Source organism: Terriglobia bacterium (assembly GCA_020072815.1).
Lineage (GTDB): Bacteria > Acidobacteriota > Terriglobia > Terriglobales > Acidobacteriaceae > Angelobacter.
In genome coordinates this window covers 1-24,768 of sequence record JAIQGE010000024.1, presented here as the reverse complement: position 1 = coordinate 24,768, position 24,768 = coordinate 1, and the positions used below count along the sequence as shown (strand labels likewise).

Genomic DNA, 24,768 nt, shown 5'->3' with positions numbered 1-24,768 from the left:
AGGACTGCCGTAAGATCCGGCCGCTGGGTTTCAGGTCTCCCGAGGGCAAAGTAAGGGGGCCGAATCAAACCAGTGGGGCTCGGATGATCCCGAGTCCGCCTTCAGCACGTCCACTGATCCTCCTTGCGAGCTCCGGCGTGTTTTAGGTCCGGAAGGGTAGAAAAATGTTGCTCTGAGCAGTCAGCCGGAAGTAAGCAAGCAGCTCAAGTTCAGGAGTTCATTCGGCCCCTTCAGAAGTCCTCGAAAAAAACTCAAACAACTATGTCCGGGAAAAACTCTCAACTCGAATCCACTGAGCAGCCCGTTGCGGGCTCGACTCAAAAAGAAGAAACCCACATGGACGATTTTGCCGCGGCTCTTGAGTCGTACACCCTGGAAACCGAACCGGCGCCCAGTGAAGACAACGTCTTCAAAGGCACCGTCATCAAGATTACTGCCACCCACGTTGTCGTAGACATCGGCTTCAAGTCAGAAGGCTTGGTGCCGATCGCCGAAGTCACCGACGCGCAAGGCAACATCAAGTTCAACCCCGGCGACCCGATTGAAGTGATGGTACAGCGCGGGGAGAACGAAGAAGGTTCCGTGCTGCTCTCGCATGAGCGCGCGGCCCGCGTCCGTGTGTGGGAGAACATTGAGAAGGCCTACCACTCCAAAGAACCCATGAAGGGCACAGTGGTAGAGCGGGTGAAGGGCGGAGTCTCGGTGGACATCGGCGTGAAGGCGTTCATGCCGGGTTCGCAAGTGGATACCCATCCGGTCCGCAATCTGGACACGTTGAAGGGCCATGAAATTGAAGTCCGCGTGATCAAGCTGAACAAGAAGCGCGGCAACATTGTGGTTTCGCGCAAAGCGATCCTGGATGAAGAAGTCACCGCCAAGCGCGGCAAGACCCTGGAGAACCTGGCGGAGGGCGCCATCCTCACCGGCACGGTGAAGAACCTGACCGATTACGGCGCGTTCGTGGACCTGGGCGGCATTGACGGCCTGCTGCACATCACGGACATGTCCTGGGGCCGGCTGACGCATCCTCGCGACCTGGTCCACGTGGGCGACCAGATCCAGGTGAAAGTCTTAAAGTTCGATCCGGAGAAGCTGCGCGTTTCCCTCGGCTTCAAACAGCTTACGCCCGACCCCTGGCTGGACGCCGCGGAACGCTATCCCATCGGCGCCCGCGTGAAAGGCCGCGTGCTCAGCGTGACCGACTACGGCTCCTTTGTGGAGCTGGAGCAGGGCATTGAAGGCCTGGTCCACGTGAGCGAGATGTCGTGGTCCAAGCGAATGAAGCACCCTTCGAAGCTGGTGAACGTGGGTGATGAGATCGAGTGCGTGGTGCTCAACGTGAATTCCGGCGAGCGCCGCATCTCTCTGGGCCTGAAGCAACTGGAATCGAATCCCTGGGAGCGCTTGCACGAGAAGTATCCGATCAACTCCACGGTGGAAGGCCGGGTGCGGAACCTCACCGACTTTGGCGCATTTATCGAAATCGAAGACGGCATTGACGGCCTGGTGCACGTGAGCAACTTGAGCTGGACCAAGCGGGTCAAGCATCCTTCTGAAGTCCTGAAAAAAGGCGAGAAGGTGAAGGCCATTGTTCTGGGCATTGAGCCGGAACAGCGCCGCTTGTCGCTGGGCGTAAAGCAGCTTCAGCCTGACGCCTGGGAAACTTTCTTCAATACGCATCGCGTGGGCGACCAGGTGCACGGCAAGGTGCTGCGTCTGGCGCAGTTCGGCGCGTTTGTGGAGATCGCGGAAGGCGTGGAAGGCCTTTGCCACAACTCTGAAGCCACCGATTCCAGCGGAGCATCCGCCAAATTGGAAGCCGGCCAGGAACACGAGTTCAAGATCATCAAGATGAACGCTGAGGAAAAGAAAGTCGGACTCAGCCTGCGCGCCGTGGGCGATGAAGCCAGCCGCGCTGATGTGGAAGCCTATAAGCATCCGGCGTCCAGCAGCAGCGCCACCACCACGCTGGGCGACATCATCAACTGGAAGCGCGCCGGCAACGACCAGAGCTGATCGCTGGAGCGCAGTCAAAACGATTCTAGGCCGTCCTACTTTGTATCAAGAGGGCGGCCTTTTTCTTTTGGAAGTTATTTGCTGTGGATTTTCAGCGTGATGTTCACTTGCTTCCGGTTGTCGAACGCGCTGAGCGTTTTGGTGTCACTACGCGAGCCTTGATAGTCGGCGTAGACTTCGTAATCCACGTTGGGAGAGAGCGCGGGAAAACGGTAAGACCCGTCGGCTTCCGTGATGTATGTCTTAATCACCAGGCTCTTGGTGTTCTTCAGATACACAATGGCCTTCTGCAGCGGCTGGTTCTGGCTGGACACGACGTGACCAGTCAGCGAACGCAAGGCCTGCTGCGCGCCGCCGCTCTCTGCGCGCGTCTGGGCCAAGCCCAGAGTCGCCGCCAGGATGCCCAGCAGCAGCGCCCATCTGTACGCAGACTTTCTCACAGCATGTCCTCCGACTAAATTCTTTGGAAATTGCTAGTCAGTTAGATGCAGGCTGACGTCCTGGCGCTCTTCTTCTGCAATGTGCACTTTGGCTTCAGCTCTAACCTTCTTCTTTTTAGCTACTTGCGGCTTGCCATTTTCCAGGGGAGCAAACTCGGCTTCGCCCTTGATTTCGTAGTCAGACGGGCCGGGAGGCACGCGCTGCGCGAATTCACCGCGATGGTCAGACACCAGTTCCCAGCTGGGATGTTTCTTTCCCACTTCGCGGATGGTAATCCGAACGCCGTAGACAGGACGGTCGTCAGTGCCGAAGACGGTGCCGAAGATGAGCGCGTAGTGCTTCCTGGAGTCTTCGCGCTTTTTCCGGTCTTCGCGGGCGAACGCGGAAGTAATGAGCAGGCCCAGCGCCACGCTCAGGACCGCGGCTTTGGCCAGGGCGCGGCGCTCAGTACTCATCTTCCTCGTCTTCCTCATCGTCCAGGTCGTCCTCGTCATCTTCGTCGAGCTCGTCCACTGGATTCAACTCCAGCGGGCTCTTGGTGACGACTTCGAAATCCGTGCCGCACTCCGGGCAGGCGACGATTTCCCCTTCCTCGAGCTCCTCCTCATCCAGGTCGAGGTCGGTGTCACATTGTGGACAAATTGGCATTGCTTTCCTCCTCAGCGGGCCACTCCCAGGTGGCATAGGTCACGTGATTATATTTAGAATCTCTGCAGGTTGCCGTCAAGCTTTCTAATGAAGGTGAAAATCTTGCTCTTGCGCCGCACAACATACTGTACCTTGGTTTTCCTGATGGCCGTTCTGATGCTGCTTTTGCCGGGCGCCGTTGCCCAGCAGCCGGCCCATACACCGAAACCCGCGCCCGCCGCATCCAAGACCGCCGGGAAGAAGCCGGCCAAAACTGCCGCCGGCAAGAAGGCCCCAGCCAAAACGCCGGGCCGGGTCAAAGACGAGGCCATCATTCATATTATCCATGATGTGTCTCCGCAACAGCTGCAGCAGACGGATGAAAAGCTGGTCAGCTTTGGCACGCGGAGCACGCTCTCCGTGAACAATCCGGGGGCCGCGACCTCAGACAAAGGCATCGTCGCCGCGCGCAACTGGATCAAGTCTGAATTCGAGCGCTACTCCGCCGCATGCGGCGGCTGCCTGGAAGTAAAGACCGACACGTTTGTGCTGCAGCCTAAAAACCGCATCCCGCAGCCGACGGAACTCCAGAACGTCTACGCGATTTTGCGTGGTACCGATCCGGCACAGGCCAAGCGTATTTTCCTGGTGACCGGCCATTACGATTCCCGCAACAGCCAGAACGAAAACACCACTGATCCCGCCCCGGGCGCGAATGACGATGGCAGCGGCACTTCCGTGTCTCTGGAATGCGCCCGCGTGCTCAGCAAGCACAGGTTTCCTGCGACCATTATTTTTCTCACCGTCGCCGGCGAAGAACAGGGTCTGGACGGCAGCTCGCACTTCGCCAAGATGGCCAAAGCCGAGGGCTGGCAACTGGAAGGCGTGCTGAACAATGACATTGTCGGCGGAAATCGCACGCCCGGCGATACGCTGCAGAATTTTAACTGGGTGCGCGTTTTTTCTGAGGGCCTTCCCGCAGCGGCCAGCGAAGCCGATCTGCGCGCCATCCGCGCCGTGGGCGGTGAAAACGATTCCGCCTCGCGCCAGATTGCCCGCTACGTCCAGGAAGTCAACCAGACGTATACCAGCTTCGGGAAATTTACCCCAAAAATCATTTTCCGCCGCGACCGTTTCCTGCGCGGCGGCGATCACAGCTCCTTTAATGAGCAAGGATTCGCCGCAGTCCGTTTTACCGAGTATCGCGAAGACTTCCACCACCAGCACCAGACCCCGCGCGTGGAAAAAGGCATCGAGTACGGTGACTGGCCCAAGTTCGTCAATTTCGACTACCTGGCCAACGTGGCCCGGCTCAACGCCGCCACGCTGGCCACGCTGGCGTCCGCGCCGGCAGCGCCCAAGGCCCGCCTGCTGACGCACGACCTGGAGAACGATTCCAAAATCGAGTGGGACGCGGTCGCCGGGGCCGTGGCCTACGACGTGGTCTGGCGCAAGACCACGGACCCTGACTTCCCCGAGGAGAACGCAACCCGCACCACCGCAACCAAGATTGACCTGCAGGAGTCCAAGGACAACGTGATCTTCGGCGTGCGGTCCGTAGGCGCCAATGGACAACGCAGCCTGGTGGCGATTCCTGGGCCGGAGCGCGGACCTTCGCCGGCGGCAACACCAACGCCCCAGGCGGACAAGAAGTAATGACCAGAACCCAACAGACGCTGAGCCTGCCGCCGTTCACGCCCGCGGTAACCTGGCTGATCGCCATTAACGCTGTCGTGTATTTTGCGATGGCGTTGCTGGGCCTCTCGGCGCCGCTGCTGGAAGCCAGGTTTGTGTTCTGGTTTGGACTCGTGCCCACCGCCGTCATGCACGGATGGGTGTGGCAGATCGTTACTTATTCCGTCATACACGGCGGTTTCATCCATTGGTTCTTCAACATGATTACCTTGTGGATGTTCGGCCCTTCCACGGAAAGCTTGCGCGGCCACCGCTGGTTCCTTGAGTTGTTCCTGGCAGGAGTGGTCGGCGGCGCTCTGTTCAGCATCGGGCTGGCTTATTCGGGGATTCTCGGAAATCCCAATTCCATCACCGTCGGTGCCTCGGCAGGAATCTATGCAGTGCTGATGGCCTTTGCCATGTTCTTTCCGGAAAACGAAATCATCATGATCCCCTTGCCGGTTGGGATCAAAGCAAAATATTTGATTGCGATCCTCATTGTTGTTACGGTCGTGTTCTCCATGCAGGAGAGCGGCGGCGTGGCCCACATTGCGCACCTCGGCGGACTTTTCTTCGGCTACCTGTTTGTCAAATTTGTTCCCCGGCGGGGCATGTCGTTTGCTGTGTCGGAACGGTCCTTCGGTCTCAGGAATGCGTACCATCGCTGGAAACGGAAGCGCGCCGCCAAAAAGTTTCAAGTCTACATGAGCAAACAAGAACGCGACCCCAAACGGTTCTACCCGGAAGACCCTGACAAGGACAAAAAAGACGGCGATTCCGGCGGGTGGGTGAACTGAGCAATCAGCCGTCAGCAATCAGCAGTCAGCCTTCAAGCACTCTCGAACCTAGTGATGACTTGGCGGTTTGGCGTGCGGACGGCATAGCTCAACGACGATCCACCAGAACAACTGCCGAAAAGACACGGCCGTGACTTTTTTGGCTGATTGCTGATTGCTATTTGCTGTCTGCTAATTGCTGATCTACTTCTTCTTCGACGCCCTCCGCTCCCGCGCTCTCTCATGAGATTCCACACTGCCCACCACGTGCAGACGCATGAAGTTCGTTGAGCCGCTGGAAGACCGGGTACCAGCCACAACCGCCATGATGTCACCCGCCTGTACGCCGTGACGGCTGAACAAGTCTTTCTCCGCGTGCGCCACCATGCCTTCCGTGTTGATGGCCATGGTGCAGTGGACGGGCTGCACGCCCCACAACAGGCCTAGGCGCTGCGTAACCCTGGGTGTGGCCGCGAAGGCGTAAATCTTTGACTGCGGCCGGTACTTGGAGATCAGGCGAGCGGTCCTTCCCGTCTCCGTATAGACCGCAATGGCTTTCATGTCCAGGTCCTGCGCCGCGTGCGCCACGGATTCACAGATGGTCTCTGAGATGGAAAGATGGCGGCCCTGGCGGCGGCGCGGCACCGGCTCCGGCATGCTGGACTCGGCCTCCAGGATGATGCGGGCCATCATGGCCACGGCTTCGCGGGGATACTTGCCGCTGGCGCTTTCCGCGGAAAGCATCACGGCGTCCGACCCATCGAGAATGGCGTTGGCCACGTCACTGGCTTCCGCGCGCGTGGGCCGCGGATTTTCCACCATGGACTCCAGCATCTGCGTGGCGGTAATGACCGGCTTGCGCCACTCCGCGGCGCGGCGGATCACGTGCTTCTGAATCATGGGCACTTTTTCCGGAGGCATCTCCACACCCAGGTCGCCGCGCGCCACCATCACGCCGTCCACCACGTCCAGAATTTCTTCCAGGTTGGCTTCTTCCACAGCCTGTGGCTTTTCCAGTTTGGCGATGATCCATGCGTCCGACCGCTGGCTGCTCACCAGCCGCTTGACGGCTCGAACGTCGTCGGCCGTGCGTATGAAGGACGCAGCCACCATGTCCACGTCATGCGCCAGGCCAAATTCCAGGTCTTTGATGTCTTTCTCCGTGAGCGACGGCACGCTCACCACCGTTCCCGGCAGGTTGATGCCCTTGTGCTCGCCGACGGGACCGCCGTTGATGACTTCACATTCCACGTCGCTCCCGTGCAACGCGATCACCACCAATTCAATGCGGCCGTCGGCAATCAGGACGCGCGATCCTGGCTGCACTTCTTGCGCCAGGGTCTTGAACGTGGTGGAGAGCAAACTTGCGGTGCCGGGAATATCCCGCGGCGTGATGGTGACGCGCGAACCGCTCTTCAACTCCACCAGGCCGTGGGATTTCAAGCGGCCGGTGCGGATCTTGGGCCCTTGCAGGTCTTGCAGAATGCAGATGGTCCGGTCTTCCTGCTGCGCCACTTTGCGCAAACGCTCGATCACGCGAGCGTGCTCAGCGTGTGTGCCATGGGAAAAGTTAAGCCGGGCCACGTCCATGCCCAGGCGCATCAGGTCGCGAATCGCCGTCTCAGAATTGCTGGACGGTCCCAGTGTGCACACAATTTTCGCCCGGCGCGCTCCGCCGGCCGGGTTCATTTCCAGGCCCTTTCGTACGCTCATCAGTGACTTCTTCCTTCTTGGTTGTGAATTCTTAGTTGTGAAATTCAGTTTTCCGGGCTTCTGGGAAAAACCTGCGCGTTAATCTCAGCTCCCAGCAACACGATCACGGAGACAATGTACATCCACACCAGCAAGGCAATCGCCGCGCTGAAGGACCCGTAGACCACGCTGTAGGTAGCGTACTCTCTGACGTACCAGCCAAAGACCATCGTCGCCGGGAACCAAAGCAGGGACGCCACCGTGGCCCCAGGCAGCACCCTGCGCCAGGATTGCGTCTTGGGCAGCCCATGATGGTAGATCAGGCTGATTACCGCGATGCTGGTAATCAGAGCTATCGCCCAGCGCACTCCGTCCCATAGCAAGATGATCAGCGGTTTGAACAGGTGCATGGTCTCCGCCTGGATCCAGTTCTCCACTTCATTGCCAAAGGCCACCAGGATGGTGGCAAAACCCATGGGAATCAGCGCCAGGAGCACCAGGTACAGCGCGATGGCCCGTTCCTTCCAGAATCCCCAGGTGTTCTGCATGCCGTACGCCCGGCGGAACCCGTCCATCCAGGAAATCATCACGCCGGAAGCCGCCAGCAGGGTCACGATGGAAGTGGAGATGATGATCCGGTTGGCGTGGTGCTGCTTGGTCTGAAAAAACGACAGCGCCACCGACCGCGAACCCGGCGGAAGCACCCAGCCCACCGCGGCCGCAATCTGCTGCAGGAAGCCTTCCGTGTTGTGCGAGGCCTCCAGAACTGAGGTGACCACCAGAAATGCCGGAAACAGCGTGAGAATGGACGAATACGCCGCCGCCTTGGCCGTGGAAAACTGGCCGTGCATAAAGGCTTGCCAGAACGCGCGTCGGAGGCGGGTGAAGTGCATGAACTAGACTAGGGTAAAGGGCGCTGAAGCCGTTAGCAACTAAAAGAACGTTGTTCGGACCACTAGCGGCTTACGGACGCGTACGCTTCCTGGCGGGTTTGCGCCGTTTAGCATTTATCTTGGTGGCACTCGAGTTTTCAGGCGGCAGCGCCATCTTTTCGGAGGACTCTATGAGTTCTAACGGCGCGTCGAAATCGGGCGCCATCCAGATTTCGCCCCGAAATAGGCCAAGTGGTCGTTTGCCGAGTTTCTTGCGAGGTTTGGAGGGGCGTTGCATAGCTCAAAGGAAACTACTTGCTGCGAACAAGCGGCCAGCGTTTGATGACGCGCTGGTTACCGTTCTTCCAGGCGGAATAGTCAGCCGCGAAACGCACGCAGGGCTCAACATCAAGAACCAGCTCGGTATTGTCGTCGAAAGAGATCGTGAGGCAGTTCAGGTCACTGTCTGTCGTCACGTAGACGTCCGTGATGGTCTTGCCGCACACCTGCGGAAAGGGAAAGGAGCCCAGCGGGCGGTAGAGGTTGGACGTTTTTCCGCTGCGGACTTGGGGCTGGTTGCGGGTTGAGCGTCCGGATTTGTTCTTACGCTTGGTAGCGGTCATGCGAAATTACCTTGACTTCATTATGAGTATATGAGTATGATCTATTTCTGTCAATGCGAAATTACTCATAAACATATAAGCTCATCTCTTGACTCCCGGGAGGTGAGCGGAATGGCCAAAGAGCCAAGGTGGAAGCGCATGAACCTGAACGTCGAGGCGGGCCTGCATGACGCCTTCAAAGCTGCCACGGCTGCAGAAGGCAAAAAGATGACAGACGTGTTGATCGATTTTATCCAGCAATACGTGGAAAAACATCCGTCGCAGCCTGCAAAGAAGCCGAAAGGCCAATAACCGCGCGCTCAGTCGCCAATGGAAAAGCGCAAATCACCCCGGCAGCAGAAGAACCGCCAGCTCTTGCGTCAACTCCTGCGCCAGGCCCGGGAAGAGATCGGCATGATCCAGGACGAACTCAGCCGAAAGATGGGCCGCTCACAAGGGTTCGTCAGCAAATATGAACTGGGTGACCGCCGCATTGACGTTGTCGACATGGCCGAAGTCTGTGATGCTCTGGGAATCTCGTTTCTAGATCTCGCCAAACGCTTCGACCAGATGCGCAAAACCCGCTGAACGTTCCGAGCGCTCCGGAATTGTGCATTGGGGCTCCTCCCTAATGTCGCCTTTGGACGTATCTGCTTCAGGCGCGCGCCAACAGATAGGGTCAGGATTTCAGCAGCGCTTCCAGATTGATCGAGAAACCGGCCTCAACGAGTTCTTGTGCCAGTTTTGTGCGCCATCCTCCTGATGCATCGTACTCGACATACAGCACTCCCTGATAATCGGACGGGATCTCAATGTTCTTGTAGAGAGCACATACTCTTCGGCGAGACAGCTTTCCTAGGAAGTAGCCGAGCTCCAATATCACGTTCTGACGGGCACGCGGGTTGAGTTTGTCGGGTTCGGACGCTAGACCGCCAATATCATCAGGCGTGAGCAAAATGACTGCGAAGCCCACTGCTGAAAATGCTTCAAGCTTTTCGGGAACGGTAAGCCCGGAGCTCGGTTGTTCATGAAGGATTACTGGCTCCAGTCCGATGCGCTCCAGAAAGCGAGCCACTGATTCCTTAGTCTGGCTGTCGTGACCATGTACCACAAAAATCTTTCTTGAATCAGTAGCCTTGGGACCGGTGCGGACCGCGGCATCTATTTGCGATCGATTCTGAGCCACTCTGATAGCTGTTCCTTCGAGAAGCCCAATCAAAGCGGCTCTCGTCGAGTCCCAATCGGAGCCATGCAAAATAATATTATCGAATTCCTTCTTCGTATCTTCCAAACCCGCGGCTCGAAGAAATGCACCTACACGCGCCTGCCAATCATACCTATAGATCTGGACTGTGTTCCAGGCTCTCGTGATAAGCTCCTCTAGTTTTTCGTCGATTGTCACTGGCATAACCTTTCTCGGTAATTCTCTCCCCCGTTCCGCTTCATCGCAAAGTGTATTGCGGATCATTCCTAAGGTAAAATAAAAAAGCGGGCTGGATTTCTCCAGCCCGCGATTGATTACTAATCATTAAACAACTGTTTACTCTGCAGCCATCTCTTCGGCTTCGCCTTCCTGGCGCAGAAGCTCCAGAGCGCGCTCGGCTTCGGCGTACTCGCGGGAGACTTCCTCCTGTACCTTGGCGGCGGCCTGTTCCAGTTCCGGAGCCAGCCGCACATTGCGGTAGAACTCCATGCCGGTGCCGGCCGGGATCAAGCGGCCTACGATGACGTTCTCCTTGAGGCCGCGCAGGTGGTCCACAGCGCCCTGGATGGACGCTTCGGTGAGCACGCGCGTGGTCTCCTGGAAGGACGCCGCGGAGATAAACGACTCCGTGGAGAGCGACGCTTTGGTGATGCCCAGCAGCAGCGGGCGTCCGGTTGCCGGTCGGCCGCCGGTGGCGATCACTCGTTCGTTCTCTTCGCGGAAGCGGAATTTATCAATCTGCTGTTCCAGCAGGAACGCGGTGTCACCCACGTCCTCCACCTTCACCCAGCGCATCATCTGCCGGACGATCACCTCAATGTGCTTGTCACTGATGGTGACGCCCTGCAGCCGGTAGACTTCCTGGATTTCATTCACCAGGTACGCCTGCAGTTCCTTTTCGCCCAGCACGGCAAGAATGTCATGCGGGTTGAGAGGACCATCCATCAGCGCTTCGCCGGCGCGCATGCGCTCGCCTTCCTGCACGTTGATGTGGACGCCCTTGGGCACCGAGTACTCTTTCTCCGTCCCGTTATCGGCCACCACGTAGATCTTGCGCTGGCCTTTGGAGACTTCGCCGAACTTCACCGCACCGTCAATTTCGCTGATGATGGCGGTTTCGCGCGGCTTGCGAGCCTCAAACAATTCCACCACGCGCGGCAGACCGCCGGTGATGTCCTTGGTCTTGGTGGTTTCGCGCGGGATCTTGGCCAGCACGTCGCCCGGATGCGATTCATCTCCGTCCTGCACCATGAGGTGAGCGCGGGATGGCATCAGGTAACGCCGCGTAGTCTTGCCTTTGATCACGATGGCCGGCTGGCGCTTCTCGTCCGGCGATTCGCCCACCACGTGCCGCGAAAGACCGGTGACTTCGTCCACTTCTTCGTGGAGCGTCACGCCCTCTTGCAGGTCCTTGAACTGCACCGTGCCGCCAATTTCCGTGAGGATGGCGAAGGTGTACGGGTCCCATTCCGCCATCACATGGCCCTGGTGGACCTGCGAGCCGTCCTGGACCTTGACCCGGGCGCCGTAAACCACCGAGTAGCGCTCCTTTTCGCGGCCCTTGTCGTCCACAATGGTGATGTTGCCGGCGCGGTTCATGACCACCAGATCGCCGGATTTGGCTTTCACCGTCTGCAGGTTCACAAAGCGCACCATGCCGGCGGTGCGGGCTTCCAGGCGTGATTGCTCAGAGACGCGTGACGCCGTACCGCCGATGTGGAAGGTACGCATAGTGAGCTGCGTTCCGGGTTCGCCGATGGACTGCGCCGCGATCACGCCCGTGGCTTCGCCCAGTTCCACCATGCGGCCTGAGGCCAGGTTGCGCCCGTAGCACATGATGCAAACGCCGCGCTTGGATTCGCAGGTAAGGACCGAGCGGATCTTTACCCGCTCAATGCCCGCGGCTTGAATGGCGTTGGCCAGGTCTTCGGTGATGTCCTGGTTCACGTCCACGATGACGTTGCCTTCGTAGTCCTTGATTTTTTCGAGCGACACGCGGCCCACGATGCGGTCGCGCAGCGGTTCGATGATGTCGCCGGCTTCCACGATCGAGCCGACGTAGATGCCGTCCACCGTGCCGCAGTCCTGTTCGCTAATGATCACGTCCTGGGCCACGTCCACCAAGCGGCGGGTCAGGTAGCCGGAGTCAGCGGTCTTCAGCGCCGTATCGGCCAGGCCCTTGCGCGCGCCGTGCGTGGAGATGAAGTACTGCAGCACGGTCAGCCCTTCACGGAAGTTGGCCGTGATGGGCGTTTCAATGATTTCGCCGGAAGGCTTGGCCATCAGTCCGCGCATGCCGGAGAGCTGGCGGATCTGCTGTTTCGATCCGCGAGCGCCGGAGTCAGCCATGACGTAAATCGGGTTCAACTGCCCGGCCTTGTCCAGCTCCTGCATGTTGTTGAACATCTCGTCGGCGACTTTTTCCGTCACGTTCGACCAGATTTCAATCACCTTGTTGTAGCGTTCGCCGTTGGTGATGGCGCCGTCCAGATACTGCTGCTGGACGTTGATGACCTGCTTCTCGGCTTCGCTCACCAGTTCCTTCTTGTCCTCCGGGATGACCATGTCATCAATGCCGATGGACAGGCCGGCCTTGGTGGCGAATAGGAACCCCAGGTCTTTTACTTCGTCCAGCATTTTGACCGTTGTTTCCAACCCGAACCGCAAGTAGGTGTAGTTCACCAGCTGGCCGATGCCCTTCTTCTTGAGCAAGCCGTTGATGAACGGCATGCCTTCGGGAAGATGGTCGTTCAGAATGGCGCGGCCCACCGTGGTGTTCACGAATTGCCGCTCAAAATGGACCGGCTCGGTGTGGATGATGTCCTGGTCGTCGTACGCCTGGGTCAGGTCAATCAGCTCGCCGGTATAGCGCAAGCGGATGGGCGTGAGAGTTTCGACAGCGCCGGCTTCCAGCGCCAGCAGAACTTCTTCCGTGTTGGCAAAAGCGCGCCCTTCACCCTTGGCGCCGGGCTTGGACTTGGTCAGGTAATACAGACCCAGCACCATGTCCTGCGTGGGGACGGTGATCGGCTGGCCGGATGCCGGCGACAGGATGTTGTGCGACGCCAGCATCAGCACGCTGGCTTCAACCTGCGCTTCCGGAGACAGCGGAATGTGCACGGCCATCTGGTCGCCGTCAAAATCGGCGTTGAACGCCGTGCAAACCAGCGGGTGGATCTTGATGGCCTTGCCTTCCACCAGCACCGGCTCAAACGCCTGAATGCCCAGGCGGTGCAGCGTGGGAGCGCGGTTCAGCAGCACCGGATGGTCTTTGATGACCTCTTCCAGAATGTCCCAGACAATAGGTTCCTGCTGTTCCACCATTTCCTTGGCTTGCTTGATGGTGGTGCAGTGTCCGGTTTGTTCCAGGCGGTGATAGATAAACGGCTTGAACAGCTCCAGGGCCATTTTCTTGGGCAGTCCGCACTGGTGCAGCTTGAGTTCCGGTCCGACCACGATGACCGAACGGCCGGAGTAGTCCACGCGCTTGCCCAGCAGGTTCTGGCGGAAGCGGCCTTGCTTGCCTTTGAGCGTGTCCGAAAGCGACTTGAGCGGACGGTTGTTGGCGCCGCGCAGAACGCGTCCGCGACGGCCGTTGTCAAACAGCGCGTCCACAGACTCCTGCAGCATGCGCTTTTCGTTGCGCACAATCACTTCCGGAGCGTGCAGGTCCATCAGCTTCTTCAACCGGTTGTTGCGGTTGATCACGCGGCGGTACAGGTCGTTCAGGTCGGAGGTGGCAAAACGGCCGCCATCCAACGGCACCAGCGGACGCAGTTCCGGCGGGATCACCGGGATCACGTCCAGGATCATCCAGTTGGGCTTGTTGCCGCTCTTGCGGAAGGCCTCAACCACTTTCAACCGCTTGGCGTACTTGAGCCGCTTCTGCAGAGAAGTTTCGTGCTTCATCTTCTCGCGCAGTTCGGTGGAGAGTTCGTCCACTTCTACCCGCTTCAACAGCTCTTTGATGGCTTCCGCGCCCATCATGGCCTTGAATCCGGTGGCGCGGAACTGCTGGTCGAGTTCGCGGAAGCGGGTCTCTTCCTTGATGACTTCGCGCTCTTTGACCGGCGCTTCGCCAATTTCCACGACCACGTAAGACTCAAAGTACAGCACGGACTCCAGGTCGCGCAGCGAGATGTCGAGCAGGTGCCCTATGCGTGACGGCAGTCCTTTGAAGAACCACACGTGCGAGCATGGCGACGCCAGCTCAATGTGGCCCAGGCGTTCACGGCGCACTTTGCTCAGCGTAACTTCCACACCGCACTTATCGCAGATCACGCCGCGGTGCTTCATCCGCTTGTATTTTCCGCACAAGCATTCCCAGTCCGTGACCGGGCCAAAGATGCGGGCGCAGAACAGGCCGTCGCGCTCGGGCTTGAAGGTGCGGTAGTTGATGGTCTCCGGCTTGGTCACCTCGCCATGAGACCAGCTCCTGATCTTCTCGGGAGAAGCCAGGCTGATTCTGATGGAATCGAAATCGGCAATCGGATTACCCAGGTCAAACGGACTTGAACGATACAAGGTGTCCTCCTGCGGCTTTTACGCCACCGCGGCGGCTCCCGGCTTATGAAGCTTTATAGGTCTCAACCCCAGCCGGTTCGCTCCCCGGAGTTGAGACACGGCCGGGTTTTTAGTCGGCCGCAGCGGCATGCATCTGTTTGCGGCCGCCTTCGGTCTTGATCAATTCCACGTCCAGGCAGAGTGACTGCAACTCGCGAATCAGCACGTTGAAGGATTCCGGCACGCCGGGTTCAATGGCGGCTTCGCCCTTCACAATGGCCTCATAGATCTTGGTGCGGCCAAACACGTCGTCTGACTTGGCGGTCAACAGTTCCTGCAGGATGTACGCTGCGCCGTAAGCTTCCAGCGCCCAGACTTCCATTTCTCCAAAGCGCTGTCCGCCGAACTGCGCTTTGCCGCCCAGCGGCTGCTGGGTGATGAGCGAATACGGTCCGATGGAGCGGGCGTGGATCTTGTCGTCCACCAGGTGGGAGAGTTTGAGCATGTAAATGTAGCCCACCGTGACCGGCTGCTCGAACTTGTCACCCGTCATGCCGTCAAAAAGTTCGGTCTTGCCCGATTCCGGCAGGCCGGCCTCGCGCAGCATGGACTTGATCTCCACTTCGCGCGACCCGTCAAACACCGGCGAGGCGAAGAACACGCCCTTGGTCAGCGTTTTGGCCACGTGCATCAGCTCATCGTCCGCCAGTTCGGCGATCTTGGCGCCGAACGGCGTGTCCTTGAAGATGGACTTCAGTTCGCGACGAATCACTTCCTCGCGCGAATTTTCTTTCAAGAACTCGGCGATGCGCTCACCCAGGTGATAACCAGCCCAGCCCAAGTGGGTTTCCAGAATCTGTCCCACGTTCATACGGCTGGGAACGCCCAGCGGGTTCAGGACGATTTCCACCGGGGTACCGTCAGCCAGATACGGCATGTCTTCCTCAGGAAGAATGCGCGCGATCACGCCTTTGTTGCCGTGACGGCCCGCCATCTTGTCGCCCACGCTCAGCTTGCGCTTCATGGCGATATAACACTTCACCAGCTTGATTACGCCGGGAGGCAGCTCGTCGCCCTTTTGCAGCTTGCCGATCCTCTCGTTGGTGATCTTGCGCAAAACGTCAATCTGGCGCGAGGTCATCTCTTCGATTTCGTCAATCTGCTCGTTGACGCGCGGGTCCTTGTCGGCGTACTTGATGCGCTTCAGGTTGCGGGTGGAGATGCGCTCAATGGTTTCGCGGTCCAGGATTGCGCCCTTGGTCAGTAAGCGCTTGTTGGTGCGCTCGTCATGCAGGTCAGCCTGCACTTCCTTGCTGCCCAGGATGGCTTCCAGACGCTTCAACCGCTCGTCGGTGAGGATTCGGATTTCGTCCGCCAGGTTCTTTTCCAGCCGCTCAATCTGGCTGGCTTCAATGGCCTTGGCGCGCTCGTCTTTCTCCTGGCCCTTGCGGGAGAAGATCTTCACGTCCACCACGGTGCCTTCGATGCCCGGAGGGCATGTCAGGGAAGCGTCGCGCACGTCGCCGGCTTTTTCGCCGAAGATGGCGCGCAGCAGCTTCTCTTCCGGCGTGAGCTGGGTCTCGCCCTTGGGCGTGACTTTGCCCACCAGAATGTCGCCTTGCTTGATGGTGGCGCCAATGCGGATGACGCCGCTTTCGTCCAGATCACGCAGAGCCGATTCGCTCACGTTGGGGATGTCGCGGGTGATTTCCTCGGGACCCAGTTTGGTGTCGCGGGCCTCGATCTCGAATTCTTCGATGTGGACGGAGGTGTAGTAGTCCTCCTTCACCATCTTTTCCGAAACCAGGATCGCGTCTTCAAAGTTGTAGCCGCGCCAGGGCATGAAGGCCACGAGCACGTTGCGTCCCAGGGCCAGTTCGCCTTTGTCGGTGCAAGGGCCGTCAGCAATGACCTGGCCTTTCAGGACGCGGTCACCTTTCTTGACCACCGGCTTCTGATTGATGCAGGTGTTCTGGTTGGAGCGCTTGAATTTGGTGAGCTGGTAGATGTCACTGCCGACTTCGCGCGAGAGCTGGGTCGGATGGTGCTCACCTTCCACGCGCACGATGATGCGTTCCGAGTCCACTGAGTCAATGATTCCGTTGCGCCGCGCCAGCACCACCGCGCCGGAGTCGCGCGCGGTCACGCCTTCCATGCCGGTGCCGACGTACGGCGCGGCAGCGCGCAGCAGGGGCACAGACTGGCGTTGCATGTTGGCGCCCATCAGCGCGCGGTTGGCGTCGTCATGTTCCAGGAACGGAACCAGTGAAGCGGCCACGGAGACCAGCTGTTTGGGACTAACGTCAATGTAGTCAACTTCCTCGCGGCGGACCAAATCAAAGTCGCCGGACTTGCGGGCGTTGACCAGCTCCGCGGTGATCCGGCCTTTGTCGTCCAGGTCAATGTTGGCCTGGGCGATGACGTGTTTGTCTTCTTCCCACGCTGAGAGGTAGAACGAGAACGGCTCATGCTCGATCAGCTTCTTGCGGCGTTCTTTCAGATCGGCGTTGATCTTCTCGGCTTCTTTCAGCTCAATGTGGTCGCCCACGCGGAATTCTGCGTCGCCGGCGTTGACGATGCTGACAAAGTCCACCACCCGCGCGTCTTTGATGCGCCGGTAGGGTGATTCGATGAAGCCGTAGTCGTTGATGCGGGCGTAGCAGCTCAACGAGCTGATCAGACCGATGTTCGGTCCTTCCGGCGTTTCAATCGGGCAGATGCGGCCGTAGTGCGTGGGGTGAACGTCGCGGACTTCAAATCCCGCGCGCTCACGCGACAGACCGCCCGGTCCCAGTGCGGAGAGACGCCGCTTGTGCGTGATCTCGGACAGCGGATTGGTCTGGTCCATGAACTGCGAAAGCTGGGACGACCCGAAAAACTCGCGGATGGCCGCCATGACCGGCTTGGCGTTCACCAGATCGTGCGGCATGGCCGTGGACATTTCCTGGTACACGGACATTTTTTCTTTGATGGCGCGTTCCATGCGCACCAGGCCGATGCGGAACTGGTTTTCCATCAGTTCGCCCACGGCGCGGACGCGGCGGTTACCCAGGTGATCAATATCGTCCACCGAGCCAATGCTCTTGCGCAGCTTCAGCAGGTAGCGGATGGTGGCGTAAAAATCTTCCGGGTCGAGCGTGCGCTTGTCCAGGCCCACGGCTTCATTCCGGTCATACAGCTTGATGTTGAACTTCAAGCGGCCTACGCGGCTGAAGTCATACTTGCGCGGGTCAAAGAACATGCCGTGGAACAGCGCGGTGGCGGTGTCCAGGGTCGGCGGGTCGCCGGGACGCAGCTTGCGGTAGATTTCGATCAGCGCTTCCTGCGGCGTCTTGACCGAATCACGGCGCAGGGTGGCGCTGATGATGTTGCCCACGTCGTCGCGCTCGGGGAAGAAAGCGTGGATCTCTTCAATGCCCGCGTCCATGATCTTGCTGAGCTTGTCCGCGGTGATTTCATTGTTGGCTTCCAGCAGCACGTCGCCGGTGTTCACGTCCACCACGTCGGCCGCGGTGAAGGCGCCTTCCAGGTCGGTGACGTCAATTTCAATCTCGCTGATTTTGGCCTTCTGGATTTCCTTCAGGATGGCCGGCGTAATTTTCCGTCCGGAGTGGGCGATCTCATGCCCACTCTTGTCCTTCACGCTGCGCGTCAACTTCAGGCCCAGCAGGTTGGTGGGCTTCTCCACGCCGGTCTCCAGCATCCAGCGCAGTTCTTTGTTCTTCAGGCTGATGCGGTCCACGGTGTAGAACGTGCGCAAAATGTCTTCGTCGGAACGCAGGCCCAGGGCGCGCAGGAAGATGGTGCCCAGGAACTTGCGCTTGCGGTCAATGCGGACGTACAGGATGTTCTTCTGGTCGTACTCGAATTCCACCCACGATCCGCGGTAGGGAATGATCTTGCCCAGGAAATAAGTTTTGTTGTTGGCCGATTCAAAGAACACGCCAGGCGAGCGGTGCAACTGGCTGACGATCACGCGCTCGGTGCCGTTGATGATGAACGTCCCGTTCTGGGTCATCAGCGGAATGTCGCCAAAGAACACTTCCTGCTCTTTGATGTCGCGGATGCTCTTGTTCCCGGTTTCCGGGTCTTTGTCGTAAATGGTCAGGCGGATGGTGACCTTGAGCGGAGCGGAATACGTCATGCCGCGCTCTTCGCACTCAGCCACGTCATATTTCAGCTGCAGGCCCACGGGGTCGCCGCACTTGTTGCAGAAGTCGGGCGTGTTGGCGTTGTAGGTGCCGCACTTTCCGCAAAGCACTTCGCCAGGATGAAACGGGTCCGTGATCACCGTGTTGCCGCAATTGCGGCAGGTGGTACGCAGGTGATGCAGGCCCTTCAGGTGTCCGCATTTGCATTCCCAGTTGCCGATGGCAAAATCTACAAACGCCAGCTCGGAAACATTGCGAAAATCGTTGATGGGGAAGACGGACTGGAAGACAGATTGGAGACCGCTGTCGTCACGTTCGCTGGGCAGTTTGTCCATCTGCAGAAAGCGGTCGTACGAGCGCTTCTGGACCTCAATGAGGTTCGGGATCTGCAGGGCTGCCGGAATCTTGGAGAAATCGAAACGATAGCGGGCTTGGCCATTTTTGTTCGGCATGAATTACTCCTAAATGCGTTGCACTCGCCGCTCGCTCTAGGTGGCGAACTTCGGGTAAGGGCCTGCTCCGGAAAATCTCTTGCTTTTCCAGGGCGAAACCTGTTAACTATGCAGCTTCAAGCACGCTGCACTACGCACGGGGCATGAAGACACGGCAACGCGGGTCCGCGGAGACAAAAATCTCCGAAGACGCCGCGATAGCGAAATCTTGAAAGACTGAATTGTGTTTGTCCGCGCCCGTGTCTAAGAACCGTTCTGCGGTCCGCTACTCACAGACCTGTTGCAAAAAGACAACAATCGGCAGGCCAAGCTACGACTCCGGGCCACGCCAGCCCAGAGCACCACGCTGCCTGCAATCCTGAATAATTCCGGTTTTGGAAGAGAATTACCGTATCTATTTGATAACAGAAACCCTCTTCCGGATTCAACCCCATTGGCGATAAAAATGCTTAGCGGGCCCGGCTAGCTTCCGCCCGTGGCCAGCCGCGTCCCCGGTTTTTGCTGCTTTGGGGACCACCCGCTACGCACTAAACTGCAATTTCAGCCCTTGGGAGCCTGGAGTTACTTGACTTCAACGGTAGCGCCGGCATCAATGAACTTCTTCTTGATGGTCTCGGCTTCTTCCTTGGAAACGTTCTCCTTGATGCTCTTGGGGGCGCCATCCACCAGGTCTTTGGCTTCTTTCAAGCCCAGGCTGGTGACTTCGCGCACGGCCTTGATTACATTGATCTTGTTGGCGCCCGCGCCGGTCAGGACCACGGTGAATTCGGTCTTCTCTTCCACTGGAGCTGCGGCTGCCGCTCCGCCACCCGCCACGGCCACTGGGGCTGCTGCGGCCGCGGAGACTCCGAGGCGCTCTTCGAGCTTCTTTACGAGCTGGGCTGCGTCAAGCAAGCTGAGCCCAACAATTTGATCTTCCAATTGCTGCAAATCTGCCATTGTCTTCTCTCCCAAGTTTCTGAAGTCATTTGTGCTGATTCGCCGCATCATCCCATCGCGTTCCATTGCGCCCAGACATGCGCCACGTGAGTCTTTGACAGCGAGAAACTTCTCCTGAACCGGCCAGCACGGGCCCGTCCAGGCTGGAACCCGGCTTAGCTGCTGGCAGCTTCGCCGGAGTCCTTGAACTTTTTCTTCTCCACACCCTGGTTGATCACCACGGCCAAATCGCGGCCTGCGGCGTTCATCACCGTGACCAACCGCTGCGCCGGAGCTTGGATCAGGAACAGCAGCTTGGCGTAGATCTCTTCCTTGGACGGCATGGTGGCCAGCGCCTTGACCTCTTTCATGGAGATCAGGCGGCCTTCCAGAATGCCGGCCTTGAAAGTGAATTCCGGATTGTCTTTCGCGTACTTGTCCAGCGCCTTGGCCAGGGCCACGGGATCGCCGCTGGTGTAAGCGATGGACGTGACACCCTTCAAGCCCTTCAGCGCTTCGGAAACCTTGGTGCCTTCCGACGCCCGCTGCGCCAGCGTGTTTTTCACCACTTTGTAGCGCGCCCCCGCGGAGCGGACCGTCTTGCGCAACTCAAAATCTTTGGCCACCGTGAGCTTGGAAAACGTGCCGACAATCATGCTGCTGGCCTGTTTCAGCTCCACGCTGAGCTTTTCAATCTGTTCGGCTTTTTTTGCTTTTGTAACCGCCATTGTTTGATCCTTATCTTTTACCCGGCTTTTTGGAGGAGCTCCCTCGCTAGGCTCGGGATTTCGGCATCGGGCTCCCGCTTTCGCTCACGCCCGATTAACGCCTCAAGCTTTCGCCGCAGCTTCAACCGCGGTAGTGTCAACCGAAACACCCGGTCCCATGGTGGAAGAGATGTACGCTGCTTTGATGTATTTGCCTTTGGCCGCCGCAGGCTTGGCCTTGACCACGCTGCTGATGACCGTGGTGGCGTTCTCCACCAGTTTGTCCGGGCTGAAAGAGATCTTGCCCACCGGCACGTGCACCAGCGCTGTTTTGTCGGTGCGAAATTCCACTTTACCGGCCTTGATTTCCTTCACCGCGTTGGCGATATCAAAGGTAACGGTCCCCGTCTTGGGGTTGGGCATGAGTCCTTTGGGACCCAGCACCTTGCCCAGCTTGCCCACCGACTTCATCATGTCCGGGGTGGAGATTACGGCGTCAAAATCCGTCCAGTTTTCTTTCTGGATTTTTTCCACCATCTCCTCGCCGCCCACGATGTCGGCTCCGGCGGCTTCAGCTTCGCGGACTTTTTCGCCGCTGGCGATCACCAGGACTTTCTTCGACTTGCCCAGGCCGTGCGGCAACACCACGGTACCGCGGACCATTTGGTCAGCGTGTTTGGGATCAACGCCCAGCCGGAGGGTGACTTCTACCGTCTCGTCAAACTTGGCGAATTTAACTTTTTGCAACAGCGCGACAGCGTCGTTCAGCAAATAGGAACGCTGCTCCACTGCTGCGCGAGCTTTCGTGACATTCTTTCCTGTTTTACGGCTCATTGCATTTCCTTATCTCCCACCGCGCCGGGTTCTTCTTCGTCGCCGTGGTGTTAGCGATTTACAAAACCTGGTTCACAAGTACCTAAGCTGTGACTTCAATGCCCATGCTGCGGGCGGTGCCCTTCACGCTCTTGATGGCTGCGTCCAGCGAGGCGGCGTTCAGGTCCGGCATCTTCTGCTTGGCAATCTCCATGACCTGTTTCTCCGTCACCTTGCCGACTTTATCTTTGTTCGGCGCGCCGGAGCCTTTGGCGATGCCGGCGGCCCGCTTGAGCAGAATTGAAGCCGGCGGCGTCTTGGTGATGAAGGTGAACGAACGGTCGGTGTAAACCGTGATCACCACGGGAATAATCAGCCCAGCCATCTCTTTGTTCTGCGTGCGAGCGTTGAACTGCTTGCAGAACTCCATGATGTTGATCTGCGCCTGGCCCAACGCGGGACCCACCGGCGGCGCCGGAGTCGCTTTCCCGGCTTCAATCTGCAGCTTGACTTGACCTTGTACTTTTTTCGGTGCCATCTGTTTTCCTGACCTTGACGTGTGTGGCACAGGCACTCTTGCCTGTGCTCCTTAATTCTCGTTGTTTTCTGCAATTGCCAGAATTGCCAAGATTGCCAAAGATCGCCGAAATTGCTTGTTCATCCCAACTGCCAGTACTGCGGCTTTTCAATCTGGATTCTTTGGCAATTTTCAATTTTGGCAATTGCTATGCCACTTTTTCCACCTGCCCGAACTCCAGCTCCACCGGAGTCGCGCGGCCGAATATCGTCACCATCACCTTGAGGGTCTCGCGATCTTCATTGACTTCGTCCACTGTGCCGGTGAAGGTTGCGAACGGACCATCGGTGATTTTCACGGTCTCGTTCTTTTCGAACTTGACCTTGATCTTGGGCTTGTCCTTACCTACGTTCACCCGGTAGATGATCTGGTTGACTTCGTCTTCGGACAGCGGCGTAGGATCATTGGCCGTGCCGACGAAGCCCGTCACCCGCGGCGTGGACTTCACCACATGCCAAACGTGGTCGCCTTCACCACCGGTACGAAAACCTGTCAGGTCCATCTGCACCAGAACATAGCCGGGATAGAACATCCGTTCCACGGTGTACTTCTTGCCACCGCGGATCTCGGTGACAGGTTCCGTTGGAATGACAACCTTGCCGATCTTCGACTCCAGCCCGAACGCGGCTACACGTGTTTCCAGCGACTCCTTCACCTTCCGCTCAAAACCTGAATAGGAGTGGATGATGTACCACTTCATGTTCGGGTTGACGTTTTCCGCCGCCGCCGCCGCCGCAGCAGGCGCCACGCCGGCTTCTGGCTCAGTCCCGCTGGTTCCAGCTGTTTTTTGCTCTTCCATGCTTCCCATCAACCTTCCGGAGTTACTTATGCTTCAACACCCAGGCAACAGCAGGGGTAAAGGCCTGGTCCAGGACAAAGAAATACACGCCAAAAAGAATCACGGTAATGATCACCACCAGGGTGGTCGCCTGGACCTCTTTCCGGCTGGGAAAGGTGACCTTCCGCATTTCATTGCGGACGTCCACCAGAAAATTCTTGGTGCGCGAAGGAAACTGCTTGATCCGGTTGCCCAGACTCCGGTCTTCACGCGTCATGATTGCCGTTTTTGCCATGGTGTCCTACCTGTCTTCTTCTCAGTACCCGTGTTCAGTCCCGCAATCAAAATTTGGCAGGGGCGGAGGGATTCGAACCCCCAAGTCCGGTTTTGGAGACCGGCAGTTTAGCCGTTGAGCTTACGCCCCTCCGAAGATTGAGTAATTGCTAAAATTGGTAATTGGGTAATCTGATCCGGACATTCGTAGCCGATCGCTCAATTACCCGATTACGAAACTACTCAATTACCCAATCTATTTAACTTCCTTGTGCGGCGTGTGTTTGCGGCAGCGCTTGCAAAACTTTTTGAACTCCAGACGACCGGTCGTTGTCTTCTTGTTCTTGGTCGTCGAGTAGTTGCGTTCTTTGCAATCGCCGCACGCCAATGTCACGATTTCTCTCATAAAAACCCAGCCCCTTCTTCATTGCCACAATTGCCAAGATTGCCAAACATCGCCGAAATTGCCTTGTTGCTACCAGATCCTTCGGGCCTGGCCCTCAGGATTTCGGCAGCGGGCTTCCGCTTTCGCTCACGCCCGCTCGTCGCCTCAATTTGGATTCTTTGGCAATTGTCAATTCTGGCAATTGCTAAATCCCTTCCTTACTGAATGATCTCTGAAATGGTGCCTGCCCCTACCGTCCTTCCGCCTTCGCGGATGGCGAAGCGCAGGCCCTTTTCCATGGCCACTGGCGTAATCAGTTCAATGGTCAGCGACACGTTGTCCCCCGGCATCACCATCTCGGTGCCCGCCGGCAACTCCGCCACGCCCGTAACGTCCGTGGTGCGGAAGTAGAACTGCGGACGATAGCCTTTGAAGAACGGCGTATGCCGCCCGCCTTCTTCCTTATTCAACACGTAGATCTCGGCCTTGAACTTGGTGTGCGGCGTAATTGAACCAGGCTTGGCCAGCACCATGCCGCGCTCCACGTCGTCTTTGCCGATACCGCGCAGAAGCAGTCCCGCGTTGTCGCCCGCCATGCCTTCGTCCAACTGCTTCTTGAACATCTCCACGCCCGTGACCACCGTCTTGCGCGTGTCGCGGAAGCCCACGATCTCCACTTCCTCGCCCACCTTCACCTTGCCGCGCTCGATGCGGCCCGTTACGACCGTGCCGCGGCCGGAGATGGAGAAGATGTCTTCAATCGGCATCAGGAACGGCTTATCAATGTCGCGCGCCGGCAGCGGAACGTACTTGTCCACCGCGGCCATCAGCTCGTCCACCTGCTTTTCCCACTTCTCTTCGCCGTTCAACGCGCCCAGCGCGGAGAGACGCACCACCGGCACGTCGTCGCCCGGGAACTTGTAGCTCTTGAGCAGCTCGCGCACTTCCAGTTCCACCAGGTCCAGCAGTTCCGGATCGTCCACCGCGTCGCACTTGTTCAACGCGACCACGATGCACGGCACTCCGACCTGGCGGGCCAGGAGCACGTGCTCGCGCGTCTGCGGCATGGGACCGTCGGTGGCGGCGACGACTAAGATCGCGCCATCCATCTGCGCCGCGCCGGTGATCATGTTCTTGATGTAGTCGGCGTGGCCGGGGCAGTCCACGTGGGCGTAGTGCCGGTTGGGCGTCTCGTACTCCACGTGCGCCGTGGCGATGGTGATGCCGCGCGCCTTTTCTTCCGGCGCGTTATCAATCGAATCAAACGAACGGAACTTGATCTTGGGGTTGTGCTTGGACAACACCTT

Annotated in this window: 22 protein-coding genes and 1 tRNA gene; 5 read left to right on the top strand and 18 right to left on the bottom strand. The window is 58.3% G+C overall.

The window, feature by feature from the left end:
* The first annotated feature begins 261 nt into the window (after positions 1-261).
* The gene (locus tag LAO20_22145; protein ID MBZ5534136.1) at positions 262-2,016 is read left to right on the top strand and encodes a 30S ribosomal protein S1; all 1,755 of its coding nucleotides are present in this window, start codon (positions 262-264) and stop codon (positions 2,014-2,016) included.
* A gap of 74 nt (positions 2,017-2,090) precedes the next feature.
* Here the strand turns inward: LAO20_22145 and LAO20_22140 are convergent, their stop codons facing one another.
* From LAO20_22140 to LAO20_22130, 3 genes are read right to left on the bottom strand one after another with little or no spacing between them, the layout of a single operon-like run.
* Positions 2,091-2,456, bottom strand: coding sequence for a carboxypeptidase-like regulatory domain-containing protein (locus LAO20_22140; protein ID MBZ5534135.1), 366 nt, complete (start codon positions 2,454-2,456; stop codon positions 2,091-2,093).
* Between the two features lie 33 nt (positions 2,457-2,489).
* Positions 2,490-2,912, bottom strand: a complete 423-nt coding sequence (locus tag LAO20_22135; protein MBZ5534134.1) for a carboxypeptidase-like regulatory domain-containing protein — start codon at positions 2,910-2,912, stop codon at positions 2,490-2,492.
* Positions 2,902-3,105, bottom strand: a complete 204-nt coding sequence (locus LAO20_22130) for a hypothetical protein (GenBank protein MBZ5534133.1) — start codon at positions 3,103-3,105, stop codon at positions 2,902-2,904. Before LAO20_22130 ends, LAO20_22135 begins: the two co-directional genes overlap by 11 nt.
* A gap of 156 nt (positions 3,106-3,261) precedes the next feature.
* On the opposite strand from LAO20_22130, the gene LAO20_22125 reads away from it, so the two are divergent.
* Both LAO20_22125 and LAO20_22120 read left to right on the top strand, forming a co-directional pair.
* A complete protein-coding gene (locus LAO20_22125; GenBank protein MBZ5534132.1) occupies positions 3,262-4,740 on the top strand; it encodes a M28 family peptidase in 1,479 nt (492 codons plus the stop codon).
* Positions 4,740-5,555 (top strand): rhomboid family intramembrane serine protease, encoded by an 816-nt coding sequence (locus LAO20_22120; protein MBZ5534131.1) that lies wholly within the window; start codon positions 4,740-4,742, stop codon positions 5,553-5,555. The genes LAO20_22125 and LAO20_22120 overlap by 1 nt, the downstream gene beginning before the upstream one ends.
* 183 nt (positions 5,556-5,738) lie before the next feature.
* Here LAO20_22120 and pyk read toward each other — a convergent pair whose 3' ends face one another.
* The 3 genes from pyk to LAO20_22105 all read right to left on the bottom strand — a co-directional run bounded on the left by pyk (position 5,739) and on the right by LAO20_22105 (position 8,721).
* Entirely contained in the window at positions 5,739-7,223 is a 1,485-nt protein-coding gene (gene pyk, locus LAO20_22115; protein MBZ5534130.1) for a pyruvate kinase, read from the bottom strand.
* 68 nt (positions 7,224-7,291) lie between these two features.
* A complete protein-coding gene (locus tag LAO20_22110) occupies positions 7,292-8,077 on the bottom strand; it encodes a YihY/virulence factor BrkB family protein (protein ID MBZ5534129.1) in 786 nt (261 codons plus the stop codon).
* A 332-nt stretch (positions 8,078-8,409) separates the two neighbouring features.
* The gene (locus LAO20_22105) at positions 8,410-8,721 is read right to left on the bottom strand and encodes a hypothetical protein (GenBank protein ID MBZ5534128.1); all 312 of its coding nucleotides are present in this window, start codon (positions 8,719-8,721) and stop codon (positions 8,410-8,412) included.
* 138 nt (positions 8,722-8,859) lie between these two features.
* On the opposite strand from LAO20_22105, the gene LAO20_22100 reads away from it, so the two are divergent.
* A complete protein-coding gene (locus LAO20_22100; GenBank protein ID MBZ5534127.1) occupies positions 8,860-9,012 on the top strand; it encodes a hypothetical protein in 153 nt (50 codons plus the stop codon).
* An 18-nt stretch (positions 9,013-9,030) separates the two neighbouring features.
* Positions 9,031-9,288, top strand: a complete 258-nt coding sequence (locus tag LAO20_22095) for a helix-turn-helix domain-containing protein (GenBank protein ID MBZ5534126.1) — start codon at positions 9,031-9,033, stop codon at positions 9,286-9,288.
* A gap of 91 nt (positions 9,289-9,379) precedes the next feature.
* Here LAO20_22095 and LAO20_22090 read toward each other — a convergent pair whose 3' ends face one another.
* The 12 genes from LAO20_22090 to tuf form a co-directional block, all read right to left on the bottom strand.
* The gene (locus LAO20_22090; GenBank protein ID MBZ5534125.1) at positions 9,380-10,108 is read right to left on the bottom strand and encodes a nucleotide-binding protein; all 729 of its coding nucleotides are present in this window, start codon (positions 10,106-10,108) and stop codon (positions 9,380-9,382) included.
* A 132-nt stretch (positions 10,109-10,240) separates the two neighbouring features.
* The gene (rpoC, locus tag LAO20_22085) at positions 10,241-14,428 is read right to left on the bottom strand and encodes a DNA-directed RNA polymerase subunit beta' (protein ID MBZ5534124.1); all 4,188 of its coding nucleotides are present in this window, start codon (positions 14,426-14,428) and stop codon (positions 10,241-10,243) included.
* Positions 14,429-14,537: 109 nt separating this feature from the next.
* Positions 14,538-19,010: a DNA-directed RNA polymerase subunit beta gene (gene rpoB, locus LAO20_22080; GenBank protein ID MBZ5534123.1), complete on the bottom strand. Its 4,473-nt coding sequence runs from the start codon at positions 19,008-19,010 to the stop codon at positions 14,538-14,540.
* Between the two features lie 561 nt (positions 19,011-19,571).
* Entirely contained in the window at positions 19,572-19,949 is a 378-nt protein-coding gene (rplL, locus tag LAO20_22075; protein MBZ5534122.1) for a 50S ribosomal protein L7/L12, read from the bottom strand.
* A 155-nt stretch (positions 19,950-20,104) separates the two neighbouring features.
* Complete coding sequence (gene rplJ, locus LAO20_22070; protein ID MBZ5534121.1) at positions 20,105-20,656, bottom strand: 50S ribosomal protein L10; 552 nt, start codon at positions 20,654-20,656, stop codon at positions 20,105-20,107.
* A 102-nt stretch (positions 20,657-20,758) separates the two neighbouring features.
* The gene (rplA, locus tag LAO20_22065; GenBank protein MBZ5534120.1) at positions 20,759-21,469 is read right to left on the bottom strand and encodes a 50S ribosomal protein L1; all 711 of its coding nucleotides are present in this window, start codon (positions 21,467-21,469) and stop codon (positions 20,759-20,761) included.
* Positions 21,470-21,551: 82 nt separating this feature from the next.
* Positions 21,552-21,986: a 50S ribosomal protein L11 gene (rplK, locus tag LAO20_22060; GenBank protein MBZ5534119.1), complete on the bottom strand. Its 435-nt coding sequence runs from the start codon at positions 21,984-21,986 to the stop codon at positions 21,552-21,554.
* Positions 21,987-22,173: 187 nt separating this feature from the next.
* The gene (gene nusG / locus LAO20_22055) at positions 22,174-22,824 is read right to left on the bottom strand and encodes a transcription termination/antitermination protein NusG (protein MBZ5534118.1); all 651 of its coding nucleotides are present in this window, start codon (positions 22,822-22,824) and stop codon (positions 22,174-22,176) included.
* Positions 22,825-22,846: 22 nt separating this feature from the next.
* Positions 22,847-23,098, bottom strand: a complete 252-nt coding sequence (gene secE, locus LAO20_22050) for a preprotein translocase subunit SecE (protein ID MBZ5534117.1) — start codon at positions 23,096-23,098, stop codon at positions 22,847-22,849.
* 54 nt (positions 23,099-23,152) lie between these two features.
* Positions 23,153-23,228, bottom strand: a tRNA-Trp gene (locus LAO20_22045).
* A 104-nt stretch (positions 23,229-23,332) separates the two neighbouring features.
* Positions 23,333-23,482, bottom strand: a complete 150-nt coding sequence (rpmG, locus tag LAO20_22040) for a 50S ribosomal protein L33 (protein ID MBZ5534116.1) — start codon at positions 23,480-23,482, stop codon at positions 23,333-23,335.
* 197 nt (positions 23,483-23,679) lie between these two features.
* Positions 23,680-24,768 (bottom strand): elongation factor Tu (tuf, locus tag LAO20_22035; GenBank protein ID MBZ5534115.1); only part of this gene is annotated, 1,089 nt, incomplete at its 5' end.